The organism is Kitasatospora sp. NPDC002965 (genome assembly GCF_040611255.1).
Classification (GTDB): domain Bacteria; phylum Actinomycetota; class Actinomycetes; order Streptomycetales; family Streptomycetaceae; genus Kitasatospora.
Genome location: NZ_JBEXNT010000163.1, coordinates 1 through 18,413 on the forward strand (window position 1 = coordinate 1; position 18,413 = coordinate 18,413).

The following is an 18,413-nucleotide window of genomic DNA, read 5'->3' on the forward strand; positions in this document are numbered from 1 at the left end:
GGCGCGGGGAGCCCGCGCCCGGCCACCGCGCCCGGCCGGGGGGCCGGCCGCGGGTCAGCTGCCGTAGCGCAGTGACACGGTGTCGCCGACGTGGACGACGGTGGCCCGGGTGGCGCCGGTGGCGGCGGCACCGTCCAGGCTCACCTTCCAGGTCGACGCGCCGCTGTTGGCGGTGCCGTTGACCGCGGTGATCGTGCCGCTGCCGGTGGACGGCGTGACCGACGTGACGCAGCCGCTCGGTGTGGCGGTCGCGGCGGCGTCGAGGACGGCGCCCAGGGTCGTGGTGGCGCCGGTCGGGGTGAGGGTGACGGCGCAGACCTTCAGCGGGGCGGTGCCGTTGTCCACGACGAGGGCGAGCCGGGCGGCGGTGCCGGGGGTGAAGCCGGTGGTGGCGGCCCAGGCGGGCTCACCGGCCGCCGTCGGCGCGGGCGGGGTGGCGGTGAACCCGCCGCCGGCCACGGCGCGCAGGCCGTCCACGGAGGCGTAGGGGGACGGGGTGGTGTCGGTGGGCAGGTACTTGAAGCCGCCGCCGGGCTTGAACTGCTGGGCGATCAGGAAGTCGATCGGGGTCTTGCCGGTGCCGCTGGTGAAGTCGACGCCCTGCGCGTTGATCCCGCAGGCGTTGAGGCCGGACACGGCCCAGCCGTTGGAGTCGGTGTTGGCGCCCCACATCGAGTTGAAGGCGCCGGAGGCGACGAGCTTGCCCTTCAGGAAGTTCTTGGCCGCGACGACGGCGGAGTCGGTGTTGGGGACGCCGCCGCTGCACAGCGAGGCCATGGCGGCGCCGGTCATGTCGATGTCGCTGCCCTGGCCGAGCGCGACGGGGTCGCCGGCGGCCTTGCTGTAGTTCCAGCCGCCGTCGGTGTGCTGGTTGGCGCGCACGGTCGCGACCGAGGCGTCCAGCAGGGCCTGCGGGACGCGCTGCCCGCCGCCCTGGGTCCTGGCGCCGCCGAGGGCGAGCAGCCCGAAGACCGTGCCGTTGAAGTTGGCGGAGGGGCCGTAGTAGCCGGGCTCGGCGGTCTGCCAGTAGGCGACCAGGTCCGCGACGAGGTTGCGGCCCGGCCCGACGCGCGCGGGGTCGATCCCCGCGGCGTACGCGTTGAGGGCGCCGCGCTCGTAGTCGGTGACGACCGGCGAGGCGCCCGGCCAGGTGGCGGCGGCGAGCTGGTTGCGGTAGACGAGCCGGGCGTTCTTGGTGGCGTCGCCCCCGGGGGTCACGTCCGCCGCGGCCGTACCGGCGGCGGCCAGCGCGCTGAACGCCCACTCGTTGGAGAGCCCGCCGCCGGTGACGTAGCTCCCGTCCGCGGCCTGGAGGGACTTCAGGTAGGTGACGCCGGTGCTCTTCGAGGTGGCTATCTGGGCCGGGGTCGCGGTCGCGTGGGCGGGGACGGCCGACAGCACGAGGGCGCCGGCGGCCAGCGAGACGGTCACCGCGGAGGCGGCGCGCGAGGAGGCGAAGCGCGAGGAGGCGGGAACGGGCACGGAACGGCTCCTTGGTGTGGCGGGCGCCGATCCGGCCCCGGCCCCGGTGCCCGGTCGGGCGCGCGGCGGCTGGGGCGGCCGCCGCCCGGATCGCGTGGGCTGGCTTTCGCTGATGCTGCGCGGCCGGGCGGGCATTCGGGCTCGGGCCGGCACGGTCACCGCCCCACACCGCTGCGCGTCAGCCCCGGATTCACACCGGATTCCCCCGCTCGGCCACCGCGGACGCTACCGCACCGGCGGGGCAGTCACGAGGTGGGGAAGGAGACATGACGCTTCGTTGACGCCGACTCCGCGAGCGTGGTCTGATGAAATGCTTTTTCATCCTCGGCAGTCAGGGGAAGCCGGTCCGATTCCGGCGCTGACCCGCAACCGTAGACCCGCCCCACCCCGGGCTGGTGAGCCGGAATGCCTGCGCCGGGGCCTTGTTCCAGGAGTGCTTGCGTCGTCGTGGACTACGACGCGGTCAGAACGGCCCCGCGCGAAGGAGGCCGTTGGCTGCGTTGTGGCATCCCGACGACTGATCAGGGAGTCGCCGGTGAGGGCCAGCAGCAGTCGTACGAGTCACAGAGCCCGGGGGTTCACGTCCCTGGTGGCCACCGGTGCCGTCGCGATCGCCGCAGGCGGCACGGTCCTGCTCGGACACCCCGGCAGGGCCGCCGCGGACCCGATCGAGGAGTGCACCGCCACCACCGGAGCGATCGTCGCCGTCGACTTCGGCCACTGGGGCGGCGGAGTCGTCCGCGGCTGCGACGCCCACCCCACGACCGGGATGGACCTGCTGCACAACGCGGGCTTCACCACCACCGGCACCGAGCACGACGGCCCCGCCTTCATCTGCCGGCTCGGTAACGGCGCCTTCGGCAACGGCACCCAGTACCCCACCGTCGCCGAGGAACCCTGCGTCAACACCCCCCAGGCGACGGCGTACTGGTCCTACTGGATCGCCGAGCCCGGCCAGGCGACCTGGTCCTACAGCCGCTACGGCGCCGGCACGCAGAAGCCCAAGCCCGGCGAGGTCGAGGCCTGGGTGTACGGCGGCACCGACATCGGCGGGACGAGCGGAGCGCCCTCCTTCACCCCGGACTCCGTCCGGGCCAGGAACACCGGTCCGTCGCCGTCCGCCTCCGCGTCGCCGTCGGCGTCCCCGAGCCCGACCCTCCCGCCGCCCGCGGGAGACCCCGCCGCCGCGGCGGCCTGGCTGGCGGGCCGCCTCGTCAACGGCGAGTACATGGGGAACTGGGCCTTCGAGGGGGCCGACTTCCCCCGGACCTCCCTCACCGCGACAGCCCTGGCCGCCGCCGGGACCCAGGACCCGGCCCTGCGCAAGGTCGTCGCCTACCTCGCCGCCCGCACCGACGCCTTCCTGTACCCGGACGGACCGAGCGGCAAGCCCGACTCCAAGGCCGCCGCGCTGCTGGCCCTGGTCGCCGAGAGCACCGACGGCAACCCCCGGGACTTCGGCGGCCGCGACCTGATCGCCGCGCTCTCCGACCACGTGTGCGTCGCGGCCGGAGAGAACGGGAAGTGCACCGCGGCCGGGGACTTCCACGGTGCGGCCTCGCCCTGGGTGCAGGCGTGGGCCGTGATCGCCCTGCAGCGCGCCGGCGTCACGCCGCCCGCCGCGACGCTCGCCCGCTTCACGGTCCTGCAGTGCGCCGACGGAGGCATCGCCGGCTCGATGATCGTGGCCGGCGGCCACTGCGAGTCCGACCCGGTGGCCACCGGCCTCGCCGTCCTCGCCCTGCGCCCGGCGGCCGGCTTCGAGCCCACCGCGAAGAAGGCCGCGGACCAGCTCGCCGCGAGCCAGCAGGCCGACGGCTCCTACGCCCCCTACGTCGGCGCCGCCGGCGACACCACGAGCACCGCCGCCGCGGCCCAGACGCTGAAGGCCGTCGGACAGGGGGCCAAACAGGCCACCGCCAAGGCCTGGCTGGCCGCCCGCCAGGGCGAGGACGGCGGCTTCGGCCCCGACGAGTCGACCACCGAGGCCGACGCGGCCGCCACCGAGCAGGCCGTCCTGGCCCTGACCGGAACCGATCTGACCACCGTCCGCCACAACCCGAACGGTGCCACCACCACCCCGCCGACCACGCCCGCCGGCCGGGCCCCCGACCTGGCCCGGGGCAGCTCCTACCTCACCGCCCCGGCCAACCTGATCGACGGCCACTACTACGAGGCGTTCCCGACCTTCGCGGACTTCGGCCTCACCATCGACGGCGCCTTCGCGCTCGCCGCCACGGGCGCGAACGACGCGGCCCTGCGCCGGATCGTCGACTTCCTCGACCAGCAGGGCACGGACCCCAACGGGCGCACCGTCAACGACTGGACCAGCATCGGCACCGAGTACGCGGGCGGCGGCTCGCTGGGCAAGGAGGCGCTGCTCGCCGAGGTCGTCGGCCGCAACCCGCGGGCCTTCGGCGGGCACGACCTGATCGCCGCCCTGGCCGCGGCCGTCTGCGCCAAGGCCGACGAGGCCACCGGCTGCGCCGGCCCCGGCAACTACACCTACGCCACGTCGGTCTTCTCCCAGGCTCTCGGCATCATGGCCCAGCTGCGCGCCGGGGACACCGCGAGCGCCACCTCGCCGGTCGCCTACCTGGAGAGCCTCCAGCACGCCGACGGCTCCTGGCCGAGCCTCATCCCCGCCACCGGCGACTCCGACGTGGACAGCACCGCGATGGCCGCCATGGCCCTCGCGCTCGTCCCCGGGGACGAGGCCGCGCGGGCGGTCGACAAGGGACTGGCCTGGCTGGCCGGGCGACAGCTGGCCGACGGGGGCTTCCCGGGTGCGGCCGGGAACTCCACCAACTCGGCCGCCCTCGCGGTCCAGGGCCTGACCCTCCGTCAGTCCGCCTACGCCGCACCGATCGCGAAGGCGCTCGACTTCCTCGCCGGGCAGCAGAACGGCGACGGGGGCTTCGACGTCGCCTCCGCCGGACAGCAGGGATCGGACGTGCGGGCCTCCACCCAGGCCGTGGGCGGTGCCACCGGGATCTCCTTCGGCACCCTGCGCCGCGACCTCGGCGGCACGCCGACACCCACCCCGACCGCGACGGCCACGCCGACCGGTACGCCGACGCCCACCGCCACGCCGACCCCGACCGCCACCGGCACCCCGACGCCCACGGCCACGCCCACGCCCACGGCCACGCCCACCGCGACATCGACCGTGACCGGCACGCCGTCGGGCACTCTGCCCGGTTCGCCGACGCCCACCGGTACTCCCGTACCCACCGGCACGCCCACGGCCGTCACCACGCCTACCGGGGGCACGACCGCCCGACCCGGTGACTCGCTGCTCCCCGGCGGGGCGGGCGGTGCCGGAGGCTCCGGTGGCGTCGGAGGTGCCGGTGATCCGGTGCGAGGCGACGGCGCCCCGGTCGGCGGCGCACACGTCCGGACCGACACCGGCAGCCTGGCCGGGACCGGGACCGAGGCACTGGTGCTGACGACCGCCGCCGGCCTGCTGGCCGCCGTCGGCGCCGGAGCCGTCCTGGTCGCCCGTCGCCGGTCGGGCTCCACCCCGGGGCGTCACCGGTGATCCGGCGGATCGGCCGGATCTTCGGGGCCGCCACCGCGGCGCTCGCCTTCGCGATCGGCGGGCTCGGTGCGGGCGCGACCCCGGCCGCCGCGGCCCCGCTGCCGATCGAGCAGTGCACCACCGGCTCCGGCGTGGTGCTCGCGGTGGACCTCAGCAAGTGGGGCGGCCCGCTCCTGCGCTCCTGCGGGACCACCCCGACCACCGGGTACAGCCTGCTGAACCAGGGCGGCTGGAAGACCACCGGGACCGGGCACGACGGCCCGGCGTTCATCTGCCGGATCGGGTACAGCGGCTTCCAGGGCGGCAAGCAGTTCCCGCCCCCGGAGCAGGAGAAGTGTGTCCTGACGCCCCCGGCCTCGGCCTACTGGTCGTACTGGCACGCGGACCCGGGTCAGAACAGCTGGTCCTACAGCCAGCTCGGCGCGATGAGCTACCAGCCGAAGCCCGGCAGCGTCGACCTGTGGATCTTCGGTGGCACCAACATCGAGGGAACCGAAGGGCGCCCCACCTTCTCGCCGGACACCGTGCGTGCGCACAACACGGCGCCGGGCGGCGGTACGAACGCCACTCCCGAGCCGCCCGCGCCGACGACCGACCCCGGCACGGCCGGCGGCGGCTCGACCGGAGGCGGCACGGCCGGCACGGTGACCGGCGGTGGCAGCGGCGGCTCCTCCGGGGGCAGCGGGACCTCCGGCGGCGGTGGCTCCTCCGGCGGCGGGTCCTCCTCCGGGGGTACCACCTCGTCCGGAGGCGCCGCCTCGTCCGGTGGCGGCACGTCCTCCGGGGGTGCCGCCACCTCCGGCAGCGGCGGCACCGCGACGGGCGGATCCGCAGGCAGCGCCGGCACGAGTAGCGCCGGTACGAGCGGCGGCGGTACGAGCGGTGGCGCTGCCCCGAAGCGGCCGACCACGGGCGCGCCCCCGACCGGCACGTCCGGCGGCTCCGACCGGTCCGGGCCGACGGCTCCGGCACCCGTGGCCCCCGCACCGGCCACGCCGGCCCCGGACTCCACGGAGTCCGCACCCCCGGCAGCCGAGGGCGCCGAGACTCCCGCCCCGGCCCCGTCGGAGACCCGGGCAGCCGACGGGACCGGGCCCGCGACGCCCACCGCCACCCCGGTCCCGTCGGCGCCCGTGGACGCCGCGGGCCCGCCGGTGATGAACGCGGCACCGGTCGCCGACGCCCCGCACGACACCGGATCGATGGTCCCCGCCGTGGTCGCGGTCGTCCTCGTGGTGCTGCTGGGCGGGGCCACCGTGGTCGCCGCGCGCCGCCGCCGACGGGCCGAGTGATCAGGTGAGCATGCCCGACAAGCACCGCGCCGGCCCCCCGCAGTCCGCCCCCGGGCGGGCTGCGGGGGGCCGGCGCAGCCCGCGCGACCTCCACCCCCTGGCGTGGTGGATCTGGGCCCTGGCCCTGGCGACCGCGGCCAGCCGCACCACCAACCCGCTGCTGCTCCTCCTCGTCCTCGCCGTCCTCGGCTACGTGGTCACCGCCCGTCGCACCGAGGCCCCGTGGGCCCGGGGGTTCAAGTACTACCTGTGGCTGGCCCTGACCGTCGTGGCGATCCGGGTGGTCTTCCGGTGCGTCTTCGCCACCGGCATCACCCCGCACGACCACCTGCTCTTCTCCCTCCCGCACATCCCGACGCCCGCCTGGTACGCGGGCATCCGGATCGGCGGCCCGGTCTCCCTGGAGGCCACCCTCTCCGCGGCCTTCGACGGGCTGCGCCTGGCCTGCCTGCTCTGCTGCATCGGAGCCGCCAACACCCTGGCCAACCCCAAGCGGGCGCTGCGTGTCCTGCCCGGGGCCCTGTACGAGCTCGGGGTGGCCGTGACGGTGTCGCTCAGCGTCGCGCCGCAGCTCGTGCAGAGCGTCCAACGCGTCACCCGGGCACGGCGGTTGCGCGCCGGGCAGAGCAAGGGCGTCCGCGCGCTGCGCAGCATCGTCGTCCCGGTGCTGGAGGACGCGCTGGAGCGCTCGCTGCACCTGGCCGCCGCGATGGACTCGCGCGGCTACGGGCGCGCCGGCACCGCCACCCGAGGCTCCCGCCGGGCGACCGGCGCCCTCATGCTGGCCGGCATGTGCGGCCTCTGCGCCGGGGTCTACGGGCTCCTGGACGGTACCGCCCCCGCCGCGCTGGGAGCTCCCGCGCTGCTCGCGGGCGCCGGGCTCTGCGCGGCGGGTCTGGCGCTCGGCGGCCGGCGGGTCAGGCGCACCACCTATCGGCCGGACCGCTGGCGGGCCGCCGAATGGGGTGTCGCCGGGTGCGGTGTGGCCGCCGCCGTCCTGCTGTTCGGGACGGTCGGCTACGACGCCACCGATCTCAACCCCTCCCTGTATCCGCTGAGTTGGCCCAGCCTGCCGATCGTCCCGGTGGTCGCGCTGCTGTTGGCCGGCGCCGCCGGGGTGATCTCGCCGCCCTCCGGCCGCCCGTCCGGACCCGGCGCCGTGCCGGGACCGGGCGCCGTACCGGGGCAGCGCCCGCCCGGAGCGACGAGGAGCGCCGTCCGTACCGACAGCACCGCCCGCCCGCACACCGAGGTGACCAAGTGATCCGATTCGACCAGGTCGGCGTGGTGTACGACGGCGGGACCGGCCCGGTACTCCGGGACGTCGACCTCCACGTCCCGGAGGGCGAGCTCTGCCTGGTGGTCGGCCGCACCGGGGTCGGCAAGTCCACCCTGCTCGGCGCCGTGAACGGTCTCGTGCCGCACTTCACCGGCGGCACCCTGCGCGGCCGGGTGACGGTGGACGGGCGTGACACCGCCCACCACCCGCCGCGCGAACTGGCCGACGTGGTCGGCGTGGTGGGGCAGGACCCGTTGGCCGGCTTCGTCACCGACACGGTCGAGGAGGAGCTCGCCTACGCCATGGAGCAGCTGGCCGTGCCCCCGGACGTGATGCGCAAGCGCGTCGAGGAGACCCTCGACCTGCTGGGCCTGGCCGACCTGCGCCACCGTGCGCTGTACGAGCTCTCCGGCGGCCAGCAACAGCGGGTCGCCATCGGATCCGTGCTGACCGCGCACCCCCGCGTCCTGGTGCTGGACGAGCCCACCTCCGCGCTCGACCCGACCGCCGCCGAGGAGGTCCTCGCCGCGATCACCCGGCTGGTGCACGACCTCGGCGTGACCGTCCTGCTCGCGGAGCACCGGCTGGAGCGCGTCGTCCAGTACGCCGACCGGGTCGCCTACCTGCCCGGTGACGGCACCGTCGTGCACGGGCCGCCCGCCGAGGTGTTCCGGCACACCGCGATCGCTCCGCCCGTGGTCGGCCTCGGCCGGCTGGCCGGCTGGAGCCCGCTGCCGCTCTCCGTCCGCGACGCCCGCAGGGCCGCCGGCCCCCTGCGGGAGCGCCTGGCCGCGCTTCCCGCCCCGGCACCTCGCCACGAACCCGGCGCCGGGGAGACCGTGTTGAGCGCCGAACGGATCGTGGTGCGCTACGGCCAGGTGGCCGCCGTCCGGGAGGTCACCCTGGACCTGAGGGCCGGGGAGGTGACCGCGCTGATGGGGCGCAACGGCTCCGGGAAGTCGTCCCTGCTCTGGGCGCTCCAGGGCTCCGGCCCCCGGCAGGGCGGCAGCGTGAAGGTCGCCCGGGCCGGCGGCGAGCCGCCGAAGGACCCCAAACGCCTCCCCGCTGCCGAGGCCCGGCAGTTGGTCGGGCTCGTCCCGCAGACCCCCACCGACCTGCTCTACCTGGAGTCCGTGGCCCAGGAACTCGCCCAGAGCGACCGGGAGGCCGCGTCCGCCGAGGGGCCGACCGCACGGCGGATCCTCGACCGCCTCGCCCCCGGGATCCCCGACGGGGCCCACCCCCGGGACCTCTCCGAAGGCCAGAAGCTGGCCCTGGTCCTCGCGATCCAGCTGGCCGCCGCCCCCAGGGTGGTGCTGCTGGACGAACCCACCCGAGGGCTCGACTACCACGCGAAGGAGGCGCTGACCGGCATCGTCGACGCCCTCGCCGCCGAGGGCCGCACCGTGGTGGTCTCCACCCACGACGTCGAGTTCGTCGCCGGCGCGGCCGACCGGGTGGTGGTGATGGCCGAGGGCGAGATCGTCGCGGACGGTCCCACCGCCGAGGTCATCGTCGCCTCGCCCACCTTCGCGCCCCAGACCGCGAAGATCCTCGCCCCGCTCCCGTACCTGACCACACGCCAGGTCGCCGCAGCCCTCGCACCGGTGGAGGCCGCCCGGTGACCGCCGTCCGGATACCCGGCCGGGCCCGGGTCGTGGTGGCGCTGGCCGCCTTCATCGGCCTCGTCGCCTTCACCTGGCCCTTCGTCGTCGCCCCGGGGACGTTCGGTTCCTCCTACGCCCCGCCGCTGATCTTCGGTGCCCTGCTGATCCTGGTGCTCGCCGTCGTGATCGCGGAGATCTCGGCCGGCGGCATCGACGCCAAGGCCCTCGCCATGCTCGGTGTCCTGTCGGCCGTCAACGCGGGCCTGCGCCCGCTCGGCGCCGGGACGGCCGGGGTGGAGACGGTCTTCTTCGTCCTCGTCCTCGCCGGCCGGGTCTTCGGCCCCGGCTTCGGCTTCACGCTCGGCTGCACCTCCCTGTTCGCGTCCGCCCTCCTGACCGGCGGGGTCGGCCCCTGGATGCCCTACCAGATGTTCGGCTGCGCCTTCGTGGGCATGCTCGCCGGCCTGCTCCCCAAGCTGCCGCGCCGCTGGGAGGTCCCGGTACTGGCCGGCTACGGCGCCTTCTCCGGGTACCTCTTCGGCTTCCTGCTGAACCTCTCGTTCTGGCCGTTCGCGACCGACCCGAACAGCTCGATCGCCTACCTGCCCGGGCTGCCCTTCACCGAACAGTGGCACCGCTACCTGCTGTTCGACCTGGCCACCTCGCTCGGCTGGGACACCGGCCGGGCGGTGACCACCTTCGTCGCCGTCCTCGTGGTCGGTCCGGCGGTCCTCACCGTCTTCCGCCGCGCGGCCCGCCGTGCCAACTTCGAGCCGACCGTGCGGTTCGAGGGCCCGGGTGGCGGCGCCCCGCCGGCAGGGGCCGCCGCGCGGCCGACCGGGACGGCGCCCTCCTGAACGGCGCTCTCGCGCGCTGCGTCCTCCTGCGCCGTGCCCTCCTGGGCCGTGCCCTCCTGGGGGCCGGACGAATCAGAAAGGCCCTCGGTCCGGCTCGTCGTGCTGTCCCCCGACCAGTGCGACGGGCCGGAGGCCGCCCGCCGCCGGCCCGGCGGAGCGTTCCTGACGTCCGGTGCGGTGCGCCGGGCGCCCACGGAGAGCCGGCCCGCCACCCCTGCCGGGGCGACGGGCCGTGGGTGCCGGGGCCGGGGTCAGCCGACGGAGACGGCGCTCCAGGCGGCCGCGACCGCCCGGTACTCGGGGCTGTTGAGCCCGTACAGGTCACCGGCGGCGTTCAGCGACGCGGCGCGGGCGCCCTTGTAGTCGGTGGTGGATGTCATGTAGACGGTGAGCGCGCGGTACCAGATTTTGGCGATCTTCTGGTTGCCGACGCCGGTGACGCTGGAGCCGTTGCAGGTCGGGCTGGTGTAGGTGACGCCCTTGACGGTCCTGGTTCCGCTGCCCTCGCTGGCGAGGAAGAACCAGTGGTTGCCGACGCCGGAGGAGTGGTGGACGTCGAGCTGGCCGACCTTCTTCGTCCAGCAGTCGGCGGACGATCCGTCCAGTGAGGGCTTGTCGAAGCGGCGCAGCCACGGCGGGGTGGACTGGTCGCTGAACAGGTAGTCCGGCTTGTCGACGGTGTTGTCGGCGTACCACTCGACCATGGTGCCGAAGATGTCCGAGGTCGCCTCGTTGAGGCCGCCGGACTCGCCGCTGTAGCGGAGGTTGGCGGTGGCGCTGGTGACGCCGTGGGTCATCTCGTGGCCCATGGTGTCGAGGTCGACCTGTTCGGGGTCGACGCTGCCGTCGCCGTCGCCGGTCAGCATGCAGAAGCAGGTGTCGGACCACTGGGCGTTGTCCCACTTGGTGCCGACGTGGACGAAGACGGTGGCGCCCTTGCCGTCGTTCCTGATGCCGTTGCGGGCGAAGACGCTCTTGTAGTAGTCGTACGTCAGGGCGGTGTTGGCGTGGGCGTCGACGGCGGCGGTGGCGCGGTCGGTGGAGAACTTCCTGCCGTCGCCCCAGACGTTGTCGGCGTCGGTGAAGAGGGTGCCGGAGGTGGGGGTGATCGAGCCGGCGCCGGCGTTGCGCGCGTCCCTGGTCCGGTGGCCGCGCAGGGGGTCGATCAGGGCGTAGCCGCCGGACTGCGGGGTGGTGTCGACGGTGATGTCGCCGGTGTACTCGGAGTGTCCGGTGCCTGCGGCCTGGTGCTCGGAGTCGTAGGACTCGATCTGCTCGCCGCTGCGGGCGTCGGTGACGACGACGCGGCCGGTGGGCTGGCCGTGCTCGCCGGTGCCCCGGACGGTGGTGCGCCAGGCGAGGCGGGGGGTGCCGTCGGCGGCCCAGACGACCAGTTCGGGGCTGCTGGTGGCGTCGGCCACGCCCGGGGCTGCTTCGAGTGCGCGGCCGGCGGTGAGCTGGGCGGGGACCTTGGGGACGATCGAGGCCACGGCGGCGTCGTGGGCGGCGGCGCGGGAGGAGTCCTTGAGCCGGCCGCGGGCGTCCTGGTGGACCACCAGGTCGCCGCCGACGACGGGCAGGCCGAGGTAGGTGCGGTCGAAGCGGACGTGCTGGGTGCCGTCGGCGTCCAGGACGACGTCCTTGACCACCAGGTCCTGGCCGTCGCCGTAGCCGAAGACGCCGGCGTTGTGGGTGACGTTGGACCGGGCCAGGTCGATCGCCGCGTCACGGCCGGTGGGGGTGGCGGAGGCGGTGCCGGCCGTGAAGGTGGCGGCGAGGAGGGCGGCGGTGGCCGCGGTGGCTCCGGCCGCGAGGCGGCGGCGGGAAGAGGAGATGGGGCTCACTCTGACTCCAGTCGGGGTAGCTGCAGGGAAGGAGCTGCCACGAGGTTGACGGTGGTCAGTCAGATTGAGCTAGAGGAGGCGCCATTTCTTGACCAAGTCGTGTCCTGTACTGATCAAAAATGATCGAGTGCGTTCGACCTGCGTGCACCGTCGACCACCGACGCCGGGCTCCTCGCGCTCTGAGGAACCGTCGCGGACGCCCCGCCGAGGCCGTACCCTCGCGGGATGGACGGATGGGTGGGGGCCTGGACCGGCGGACGCCGGGCCGTGCACGTGGGCAACGTGGCCGACTTCAACGCGCAGTTCCTCGACGAGCGGACGGACCAGGCGCAGCGCGAGCGGCGGCTGCGGCAGGCGCACCACTACGCCGGGATGGCGACCTGCTACAGCCCCGAGCCGGCGGCACTGGTGCTCCCGGCCGAGGTCGAACGGGACTGGATCGACTGGCTGGCCCGGGAGTTGGCGTGGGGCCCGGTCGACCTGCACAGCGGCGTGGCACCCGGCGAAACGGTGGCCCGGGCGCTGGAACGGCGCCCGGCGCTCGCGGAACGCCTCGCGCGCGGCGGCGAGCCGGTCCTCGTCTGGGGCCGGACCGCCGCGCAGGGCGAGGGGCCGGAGCTGGCGGCGGTGCGCCGGTACGAGTCCAAGGCGGCCGCGCACGAGCTGTTCACGGCGCTCGCCCCCGACCACCCGGGCGTGCGGGTGCCCCGCCAGGAGCACGCGGACGGCCCGCGCCGGGCCGCGCGCCGGTTGACGATCCGGGCGGCGCGGGGTCTGACCACCGTGGTGAAGAGCCCGCACGGCGTGGGCGGGTACGGGACCGTCGTGGCCACCCCGCAGGAGGTGTTCGCGGCCGGCGGCGCCCGCGCACTGCTCCGCCGGCTGGTCCGGGAGGAGGTGCTGCCGCCCGGCGGCGCCCTGCTGCTGGAGGAGTTCGTGGACGGCGGACCGGCCGGCTCGGACCGGCTGCGCGACCTCACCTTCGACGCCGTGATCGGCGACGACGGGCGGGTGCACCCGGTGGGCGCCGGGGAGATGGCCGTGGACGGCACCCGCTACCAGGGGGTGACGGTCGGCCCGGGCGTGGTGCCGCCGGGGGTGGCGGCGACCGCCGAGCGGTTCGGGCTGGCGGTGGGGGAGCGGCTGGCGGCGGCCGGCCACCGGGGCTGGTTCGACGTGGACTTCGTCACCGACCGGGACCGACGGCCCGCCCCGACCGAGGTGAACCTGCGGCTCACCGGGCCGGCCGTCGCCTTCGTCCTGCGGCAGCGGCTGGACGAGGTGCGCGGGCCCGGCCACCTGGTCCGCACGCTGGACGCGATGCCGCTGGGCGCCCGGCTCTCCCAGGAGGCGCTGTACGCGCACCTGGACCGGCTGCGCCCGCGGTGCGCCCGGCTCGGCGCGACCGTCCTGCCGTTGATCGTGACGGCCGGCCACGAGCCGGAGCCGACCGTCGGTCTGGCGCTCGCCGCGCACAGCGTCGAGGTGCTGGACGCGGCGGAGGCGCTGGTCGGCGCGGCGCACCACGCGCTGGGCCGGATGTTCGAGGCCCTGCGCTGACCCGCCGTTCGGCGCGCCCCCCTCGGCGCGCCCCCTCGGTGCGCCCGTCCTACCGCCGGCCCCGCCGCTCGTCCCGGACCGGGGCGGGCGGATCCCAGAGCATGAAGCGGACCACGACGGCGGCCGAGACCATCAGCGCGACGTTGAACACGTAGACCAGCAGCGACTGCCGGGACCAGTCCGCCTTCGCGCTGGTCCGGTACATGTTGTCCTGCGGCCACCAGGAGGCCAGCAGCCAGAACACCGACAGGTACGTGGCCACCGAGAGCCAGAACGGCCGCCCGAGCTCGACGAGCGCGCCGGGCCCCGCGAGCAGCCACACCACGCCCAGGCCGAACGAGCCCCACTCGAAGAGGTACAGCACCTGGAAGTAGGTGTCGTACGGGGCGGGCACCGCCGAGACGTCCGTGGAACCGGGCCAGAGCGCGTCGGTGAAGACCCAGGCCAGGACCGAGAACACCAGCGCCACGAAGATCCCGACGCAGCCGGCCCCCCTGGCCTCGACCGTGTTGCGGGCCCGTCCGCCGCCCTTGCCGCCGCCGCCCTTCGCGCCGACGGCGCGGCGCGGCGCGGTGTGGTCGGCGGGGGCGGGCAGCGGCAGCGCGCCGTGGTCCAGCTTGCCCGCCCGGGTGCGCGGCAGCTCGGTCAGCGGCACCACGGCGGCCGGTGCCCCGTGTTCCGGCAGCCGGTCGGCGAGGTAGGAGGTGAGCGACCAGCCGTCCACGCCGGTGGCGCCCGGCTCGACGACCGCGTAGCCGACCGTCTCGCGGCGGGTGGGTGACACCTGGACCACGGTGACCACCGCCTCCCGCACGCCGGGGTGCGCGCGCAGCAGGGCCTCGGCGCGGGCCGCCGTCTCGACGCCGTGGGCCACGACGCCTGCGACGGCGGCCTCGGCGGCCAGGGTGACCGGCGCCCCGACGGGGCGGGCGAGGTGGGGCTCCCCGAGCGCGGTCGACGCGCGGGCGACGAACTCCAGGACGCCGCCCGGCCGGAGCCGGCCGTAGTCGCCGGTGAGCAGCACCCGGCCGTCCGGGTCGTACGCGACGTGGGCGTACCGCTGCGCGGTCTCGTCCGCGTGGTTGAGGTAGCCGCGGCCGAGGCCCGGACCGGCGAGTGCGATCTCGCCGAGGGTGCCCGGCGGCGCGGGGGCACGGTCGGGGCCGAGGACGTAGACCCGGACGCCGGGGAACGGCACGCCGACGAGCGAGACCTGGTCGCTCCCCGCCACGTCGTCGGGGCCCGTCGGTTCGTACCAGGTGCTGTCGACGGCGGCCTCGGCCAGCCCGTAGACGTTGATCACCCGGGTCGACGGGCCGAGCAGCTGCCGCAGCATCAGGTGCTCGTCCAGCCAGAACTTGTCGGCGCCGACGGTGAGCACCCGCACGCCCGACAGCAGGCCGCCGAGCGGGCCGCCGGACCGACCGCCGGCCACCGCGTCGTGCACCGCGCCGACCGCGGTGTCGGACGCGACGAGGTGGGCCGTGAGCCGGCGCGCGGTGCGGACGTTCAGCTCCAGCACGGTGATCCGCTCGGAGGCCACCAGCGCGGGCAGGTCGGCGATGTCGGCGCTCCGGTCGAGGGTGTGGTTGCGCGGGGCGACCACCAGGGTGGCGCCGGAGCAGAGCGCGCGGACCCAGTCCGAGGTGAAGACGTCGAACTCCAGGCTCGCCGTGGTCAGGATCCGGTCGGCGGGGGAGAGCCCGTAGACCTCGTGCCACCCGCGGTGCAGGGCCAGCAGGTTGCGGTGCCCGATCGGTATGCAGCGGGGCGCACCGGTCGTGCCCGAGGTGGTGAAGACCACCGCCGGGTCCTCCGGTCCGACCGCCACCGTGGGGGAGGGGGGCGGCAGTTCGGCGATCCCGGCCGCCGCCGGGTCCACGCAGAACAGGGCGCGCGCGCCCGCGTCGGAGAGCCGCAGCCGGTGGCTCTCCTCGGTGACGACGAGTACCGGGTCGGCCTCGGCCAGGACGTGCCGAAGCAGCGGGTCGGGCGCGCTCGGTTCGAGCGGCACGTACGCGGCGCCGGTCTTCAGCACGGCGAGCAGGGCGACGTACACCTCGGTGCCGCGGCCGAACGCCACCGCGGCGCGCCGGCCCGGGGTGAGACCCCGTGCCGCCAGGTGACGGGCCAGCCGGTCGGCCCGGGCGTCGAGCTCCGCGTAGCTCAACTCCCGCCCGGCGCACCGGACGGCGACCGCGTCGGGCGTCCGCCGCGCGTGCTCCTCGAACCGTCCGTGCAGCGTCCCGGCCCGCCCCGAACCGATCCCGACCGGTACGTCCGTCCCTGTCATGAATACGCCCCTCCGCCGTGCCGATGCTGCCTCGCGGGACGGCGCAGAAGCCCTCCGCGGTTCCCCGATACTCCCGCCAACTGCCCCTCCGGAACAGGGGCGTGCGGGGTCGCGCCGGTGTCCACGGCTCGGACGGCACGGTCGTGGCGGGGCCGACGGTTGTACTCTGCACGCGGACGGTCGGCGTCGCGCCCGCCCGGTACGGCGCCGAGGCCGCGCCCCTGCCCGACACCCGCCCCCGGAGGCCCCCACCATGAGCACGCCCGATCCTTCCTTCGCCGGCCCGCTGCTGCGCACCCGTGGCGTCGACGTCGTCCGCGGCGGGCGCCACCTGCTGCGCGGGATCGATCTGGAGATCCGGGCCGGCGAGCACTGGGCGCTGCTCGGGCCCAACGGCGCCGGCAAGTCGACCCTGCTCGCCCTGCTCGGCGCGGTCTCCCACCCGACCCGGGGTGAGGTGGACGTGCTCGGTCGCCGGCTCGGCCGGGTCGACGTCCGCGAGCTGCGCGCCCACCTCGGTCACGTGAACCCGCGCCACCCGCTGCGCTCGCCGCTGACCGTGCGGGAGGTCGTGCTGACCGGCCTGACCAACACCATCGAGCCGGACCTGTACCGCAAGCCCGGTCCGGAGGAGCGGGACCGCGCCGAGCGCCTGATCGACACGCTCGGCATGACGGCGGCGGCGGAGTCCCCGTGGACGACCCTCTCCCAGGGCGAGCGCGGCCGGGCGCTGATCGCGCGTGCGCTGATGCCCAGTCCGCGCCTGCTGCTGCTGGACGAGCCGGCCACCGGGCTGGACCTGACCGCCCGTGAGCTGCTGCTGGACAGCCTGGACCTGCTGCGCCACCAGCACCCGGACCTGGCGAGCGTGCTGGTCACCCACCACCTGGAGGAGCTGCCGGAGTCGACCACGCACGCGCTGCTGCTGCGGGAGGGGGAGACGGTCGCGGCCGGCCCGGTCGACGAGGCGATGACGACCGAGCTGGTCAGCGTGACCTTCGGCCACCCGATCAGGATCAGCCGGCACGAGGGCCGCTGGACCGCGCGCGCCGCCGCCCGGCGCACACCGGTGCGCTGAGGCCGCTCCGGCACGCCGCAGCGGTGGGCACCGGGCAGGCCGGGCGCCGGTGTGGCCGGGCGCCGGGCGTGCGCCGTCGAGGGGCGCGCCCCAGCCCGCTTCGGTGCGCCCGGTGACGGAGCCGGCCGTGAGCCCCCTTGGCCGGAAACGATCGGTGTACCGACCGGTATCCCGCAGGGCGACCGCTCTCACCTGCGGTGACGGCCTTACCCATTCTTTACCGTCCCGGGCGTAGACGGCGAAATCCGATGTACATAAGGTATGCCTAAGCTAAGTGGACGGGGGGCCTAACGTGCCGTTGCCACGTCCACGCTCAGCCCTGCCCTCATACGTCCTGCCCGCTGGAGCCCCCATGTCCGCCCGTCGTTCCACCGCAGCCACGCTGCTCACCCTCGCCGTGGCGACCGCCGCACTGGCCGGCTGCTCGCAGAAGAAGGACGACAAGGCGGGCTCCGACGCCGTCAAGGTGAACGCCACCGACACCGCCTGCGAGGTCTCGAAGGCCACGTTCCCGGCCGGTCACATCGTCCTCGACATCGCCAACAAGGGGTCGAAGACCACGGAGGTCTACGTCTACGCGGCCGGTGACAAGATCGTCACCGAGCGGGAGAACATCGGCCCCGGGACCAAGGCGACCGTCAACGCCGAGATCAAGGCCGGTTCGTACGAGATCGCCTGCAAGCCGGGGATGGTCGGCGACGGCATCCGCCAGAAGATCACCGTGACCGGCGAGGGCTCGGCGGCGGCGGTCGACCCCCGTCTGACGGCGGCCGTCGACGCGTACCGCACGTACGCCCAGGAGCAGGCGGACGCGACCGTTCCGGCCGTGGAGGCGTTCGCCGCCGCGATCAAGGGCGGCGACCTGGAGAGGGCGAAGTCGCTGTACGCCCCCTCGCGCACGGGCTGGGAGCGGACCGAGCCGGTGGCGGAGAGCTTCGGTGACGTGGACCCGAAGACCGACACCCGTGAGGACGGTCTGGAGCCGGGTCAGGAGTGGACGGGCTGGCACAAGCTGGAGAAGTCGCTCTGGGTCGACGCGGCGGTCGGCGACGCGGAGAAGAAGCTGGCGGACCAGCTGGTCGTCGACCTGAAGGACTGGCAGAAGCGGATCCCCGAGGCCGAGATCACCGCGACCGGCATGGCCAACGGCGCCAAGGAACTGCTGGACGAGGTCGCGACCGGCAAGGTGACGGGCGAGGAGGACCGCTACAGCCACACCGACCTGGCCGACTTCGCCGCGAACGTCGAGGGCGCGAAGAAGGCGTACGAGCTGCTGAAGCCGGTCGCCGCCGAGAAGGACGCGGCGCTGGCGAAGACGCTGGACTCCGAGTTCGCCGCCCTGGAGGCGCTGCTCGCCAAGTACAAGCAGGCCGACGGCTCCTACACCTCGTACGAGAAGGTCACGGAGGCCGAGCGCAAGACGTTCTCCGACGCGGTCAACGCGCTGGGCGAGCCGCTGTCGAAGCTGGCCGCCGCGGTCGTCGCCGAATAGCGCCGGGGCCGGCGGCCCGCCCGCACCGCTTCCCGGGCGGGCCGGGCCGCCGCACCGCGCACCACCCAGCCACACCGCCGTGGCGGCC

At 75.2% G+C, this 18,413-nt stretch carries 10 protein-coding genes, 1 pseudogene and 2 riboswitches; of the genes and pseudogenes, 8 read left to right on the plus strand and 3 right to left on the minus strand.

Annotated features, from left to right (window positions below):
* Positions 1–54: 54 nt before the first annotated feature.
* Positions 55–1,482: a hypothetical protein gene (locus ABZY91_RS37140; protein ID WP_355408053.1), complete on the minus strand. Its 1,428-nt coding sequence runs from the start codon at positions 1,480–1,482 to the stop codon at positions 55–57.
* A gap of 129 nt (positions 1,483–1,611) precedes the next feature.
* A riboswitch (cobalamin riboswitch) is annotated at positions 1,612–1,688 on the minus strand.
* Between the two features lie 72 nt (positions 1,689–1,760).
* Positions 1,761–1,914: riboswitch (cobalamin riboswitch) on the plus strand.
* Positions 1,915–2,071: 157 nt separating this feature from the next.
* Between ABZY91_RS37140 and ABZY91_RS37145 the strand changes: the two genes are divergently transcribed.
* The 5 genes and pseudogenes from ABZY91_RS37145 to ABZY91_RS37165 all read left to right on the plus strand — a co-directional run bounded on the left by ABZY91_RS37145 (position 2,072) and on the right by ABZY91_RS37165 (position 10,058).
* Complete coding sequence (locus tag ABZY91_RS37145; RefSeq protein ID WP_355408055.1) at positions 2,072–5,023, plus strand: prenyltransferase/squalene oxidase repeat-containing protein; 2,952 nt, start codon at positions 2,072–2,074, stop codon at positions 5,021–5,023.
* A gap of 53 nt (positions 5,024–5,076) precedes the next feature.
* Positions 5,077–5,580: pseudogene (locus ABZY91_RS37150) on the plus strand (hypothetical protein); the annotation flags it as partial.
* Positions 5,581–6,325: 745 nt separating this feature from the next.
* A complete protein-coding gene (locus ABZY91_RS37155; RefSeq protein WP_355408057.1) occupies positions 6,326–7,579 on the plus strand; it encodes an energy-coupling factor transporter transmembrane component T in 1,254 nt (417 codons plus the stop codon).
* Positions 7,576–9,219 carry an ATP-binding cassette domain-containing protein gene (locus ABZY91_RS37160; RefSeq protein WP_355408059.1) on the plus strand — a complete coding sequence of 548 codons (1,644 nt, stop codon included), beginning with the start codon at positions 7,576–7,578 and terminating at the stop codon, positions 9,217–9,219. The genes ABZY91_RS37155 and ABZY91_RS37160 overlap by 4 nt, the downstream gene beginning before the upstream one ends.
* Positions 9,216–10,058: an ECF transporter S component gene (locus tag ABZY91_RS37165; RefSeq protein WP_355408061.1), complete on the plus strand. Its 843-nt coding sequence runs from the start codon at positions 9,216–9,218 to the stop codon at positions 10,056–10,058. Before ABZY91_RS37160 ends, ABZY91_RS37165 begins: the two co-directional genes overlap by 4 nt.
* Positions 10,059–10,309: 251 nt before the next feature.
* Here ABZY91_RS37165 and ABZY91_RS37170 read toward each other — a convergent pair whose 3' ends face one another.
* On the minus strand, positions 10,310–11,902 hold the full coding sequence (locus ABZY91_RS37170; protein ID WP_355408063.1) for a M4 family metallopeptidase: 1,593 nt from the start codon (positions 11,900–11,902) through the stop codon (positions 10,310–10,312).
* Between the two features lie 225 nt (positions 11,903–12,127).
* Between ABZY91_RS37170 and ABZY91_RS37175 the strand changes: the two genes are divergently transcribed.
* Complete coding sequence (locus tag ABZY91_RS37175) at positions 12,128–13,462, plus strand: hypothetical protein (protein WP_355408065.1); 1,335 nt, start codon at positions 12,128–12,130, stop codon at positions 13,460–13,462.
* 49 nt (positions 13,463–13,511) lie between these two features.
* Here ABZY91_RS37175 and ABZY91_RS37180 read toward each other — a convergent pair whose 3' ends face one another.
* Positions 13,512–15,755 (minus strand): AMP-binding protein, encoded by a 2,244-nt coding sequence (locus ABZY91_RS37180; RefSeq protein WP_355408067.1) that lies wholly within the window; start codon positions 15,753–15,755, stop codon positions 13,512–13,514.
* A gap of 253 nt (positions 15,756–16,008) precedes the next feature.
* Between ABZY91_RS37180 and ABZY91_RS37185 the strand changes: the two genes are divergently transcribed.
* Both ABZY91_RS37185 and efeO read left to right on the plus strand, forming a co-directional pair.
* Positions 16,009–16,833: an ATP-binding cassette domain-containing protein gene (locus tag ABZY91_RS37185; RefSeq protein ID WP_329882507.1), complete on the plus strand. Its 825-nt coding sequence runs from the start codon at positions 16,009–16,011 to the stop codon at positions 16,831–16,833.
* Between the two features lie 352 nt (positions 16,834–17,185).
* Entirely contained in the window at positions 17,186–18,325 is a 1,140-nt protein-coding gene (efeO, locus tag ABZY91_RS37190) for an iron uptake system protein EfeO (RefSeq protein ID WP_355408069.1), read from the plus strand.
* Positions 18,326–18,413: the final 88 nt, after the last annotated feature.

Excerpts from the sequence above, each read along its gene's own strand:
- efeO (WP_355408069.1), top strand. The coding sequence starts at position 17,186 with ATGTCCGCCCGTCGTTCCACCGCAGCCACGCTGCTCACCCTCGCCGTG.
- ABZY91_RS37185 (WP_329882507.1), top strand. The coding sequence starts at position 16,009 with ATGAGCACGCCCGATCCTTCCTTCGCCGGCCCGCTGCTGCGCACCCGT.
- ABZY91_RS37155 (WP_355408057.1), top strand. The coding sequence starts at position 6,326 with ATGCCCGACAAGCACCGCGCCGGCCCCCCGCAGTCCGCCCCCGGGCGG.
- ABZY91_RS37175 (WP_355408065.1), top strand. The coding sequence starts at position 12,128 with ATGGACGGATGGGTGGGGGCCTGGACCGGCGGACGCCGGGCCGTGCAC.
- ABZY91_RS37180 (WP_355408067.1), bottom strand. The coding sequence starts at position 15,755 with ATGACAGGGACGGACGTACCGGTCGGGATCGGTTCGGGGCGGGCCGGG.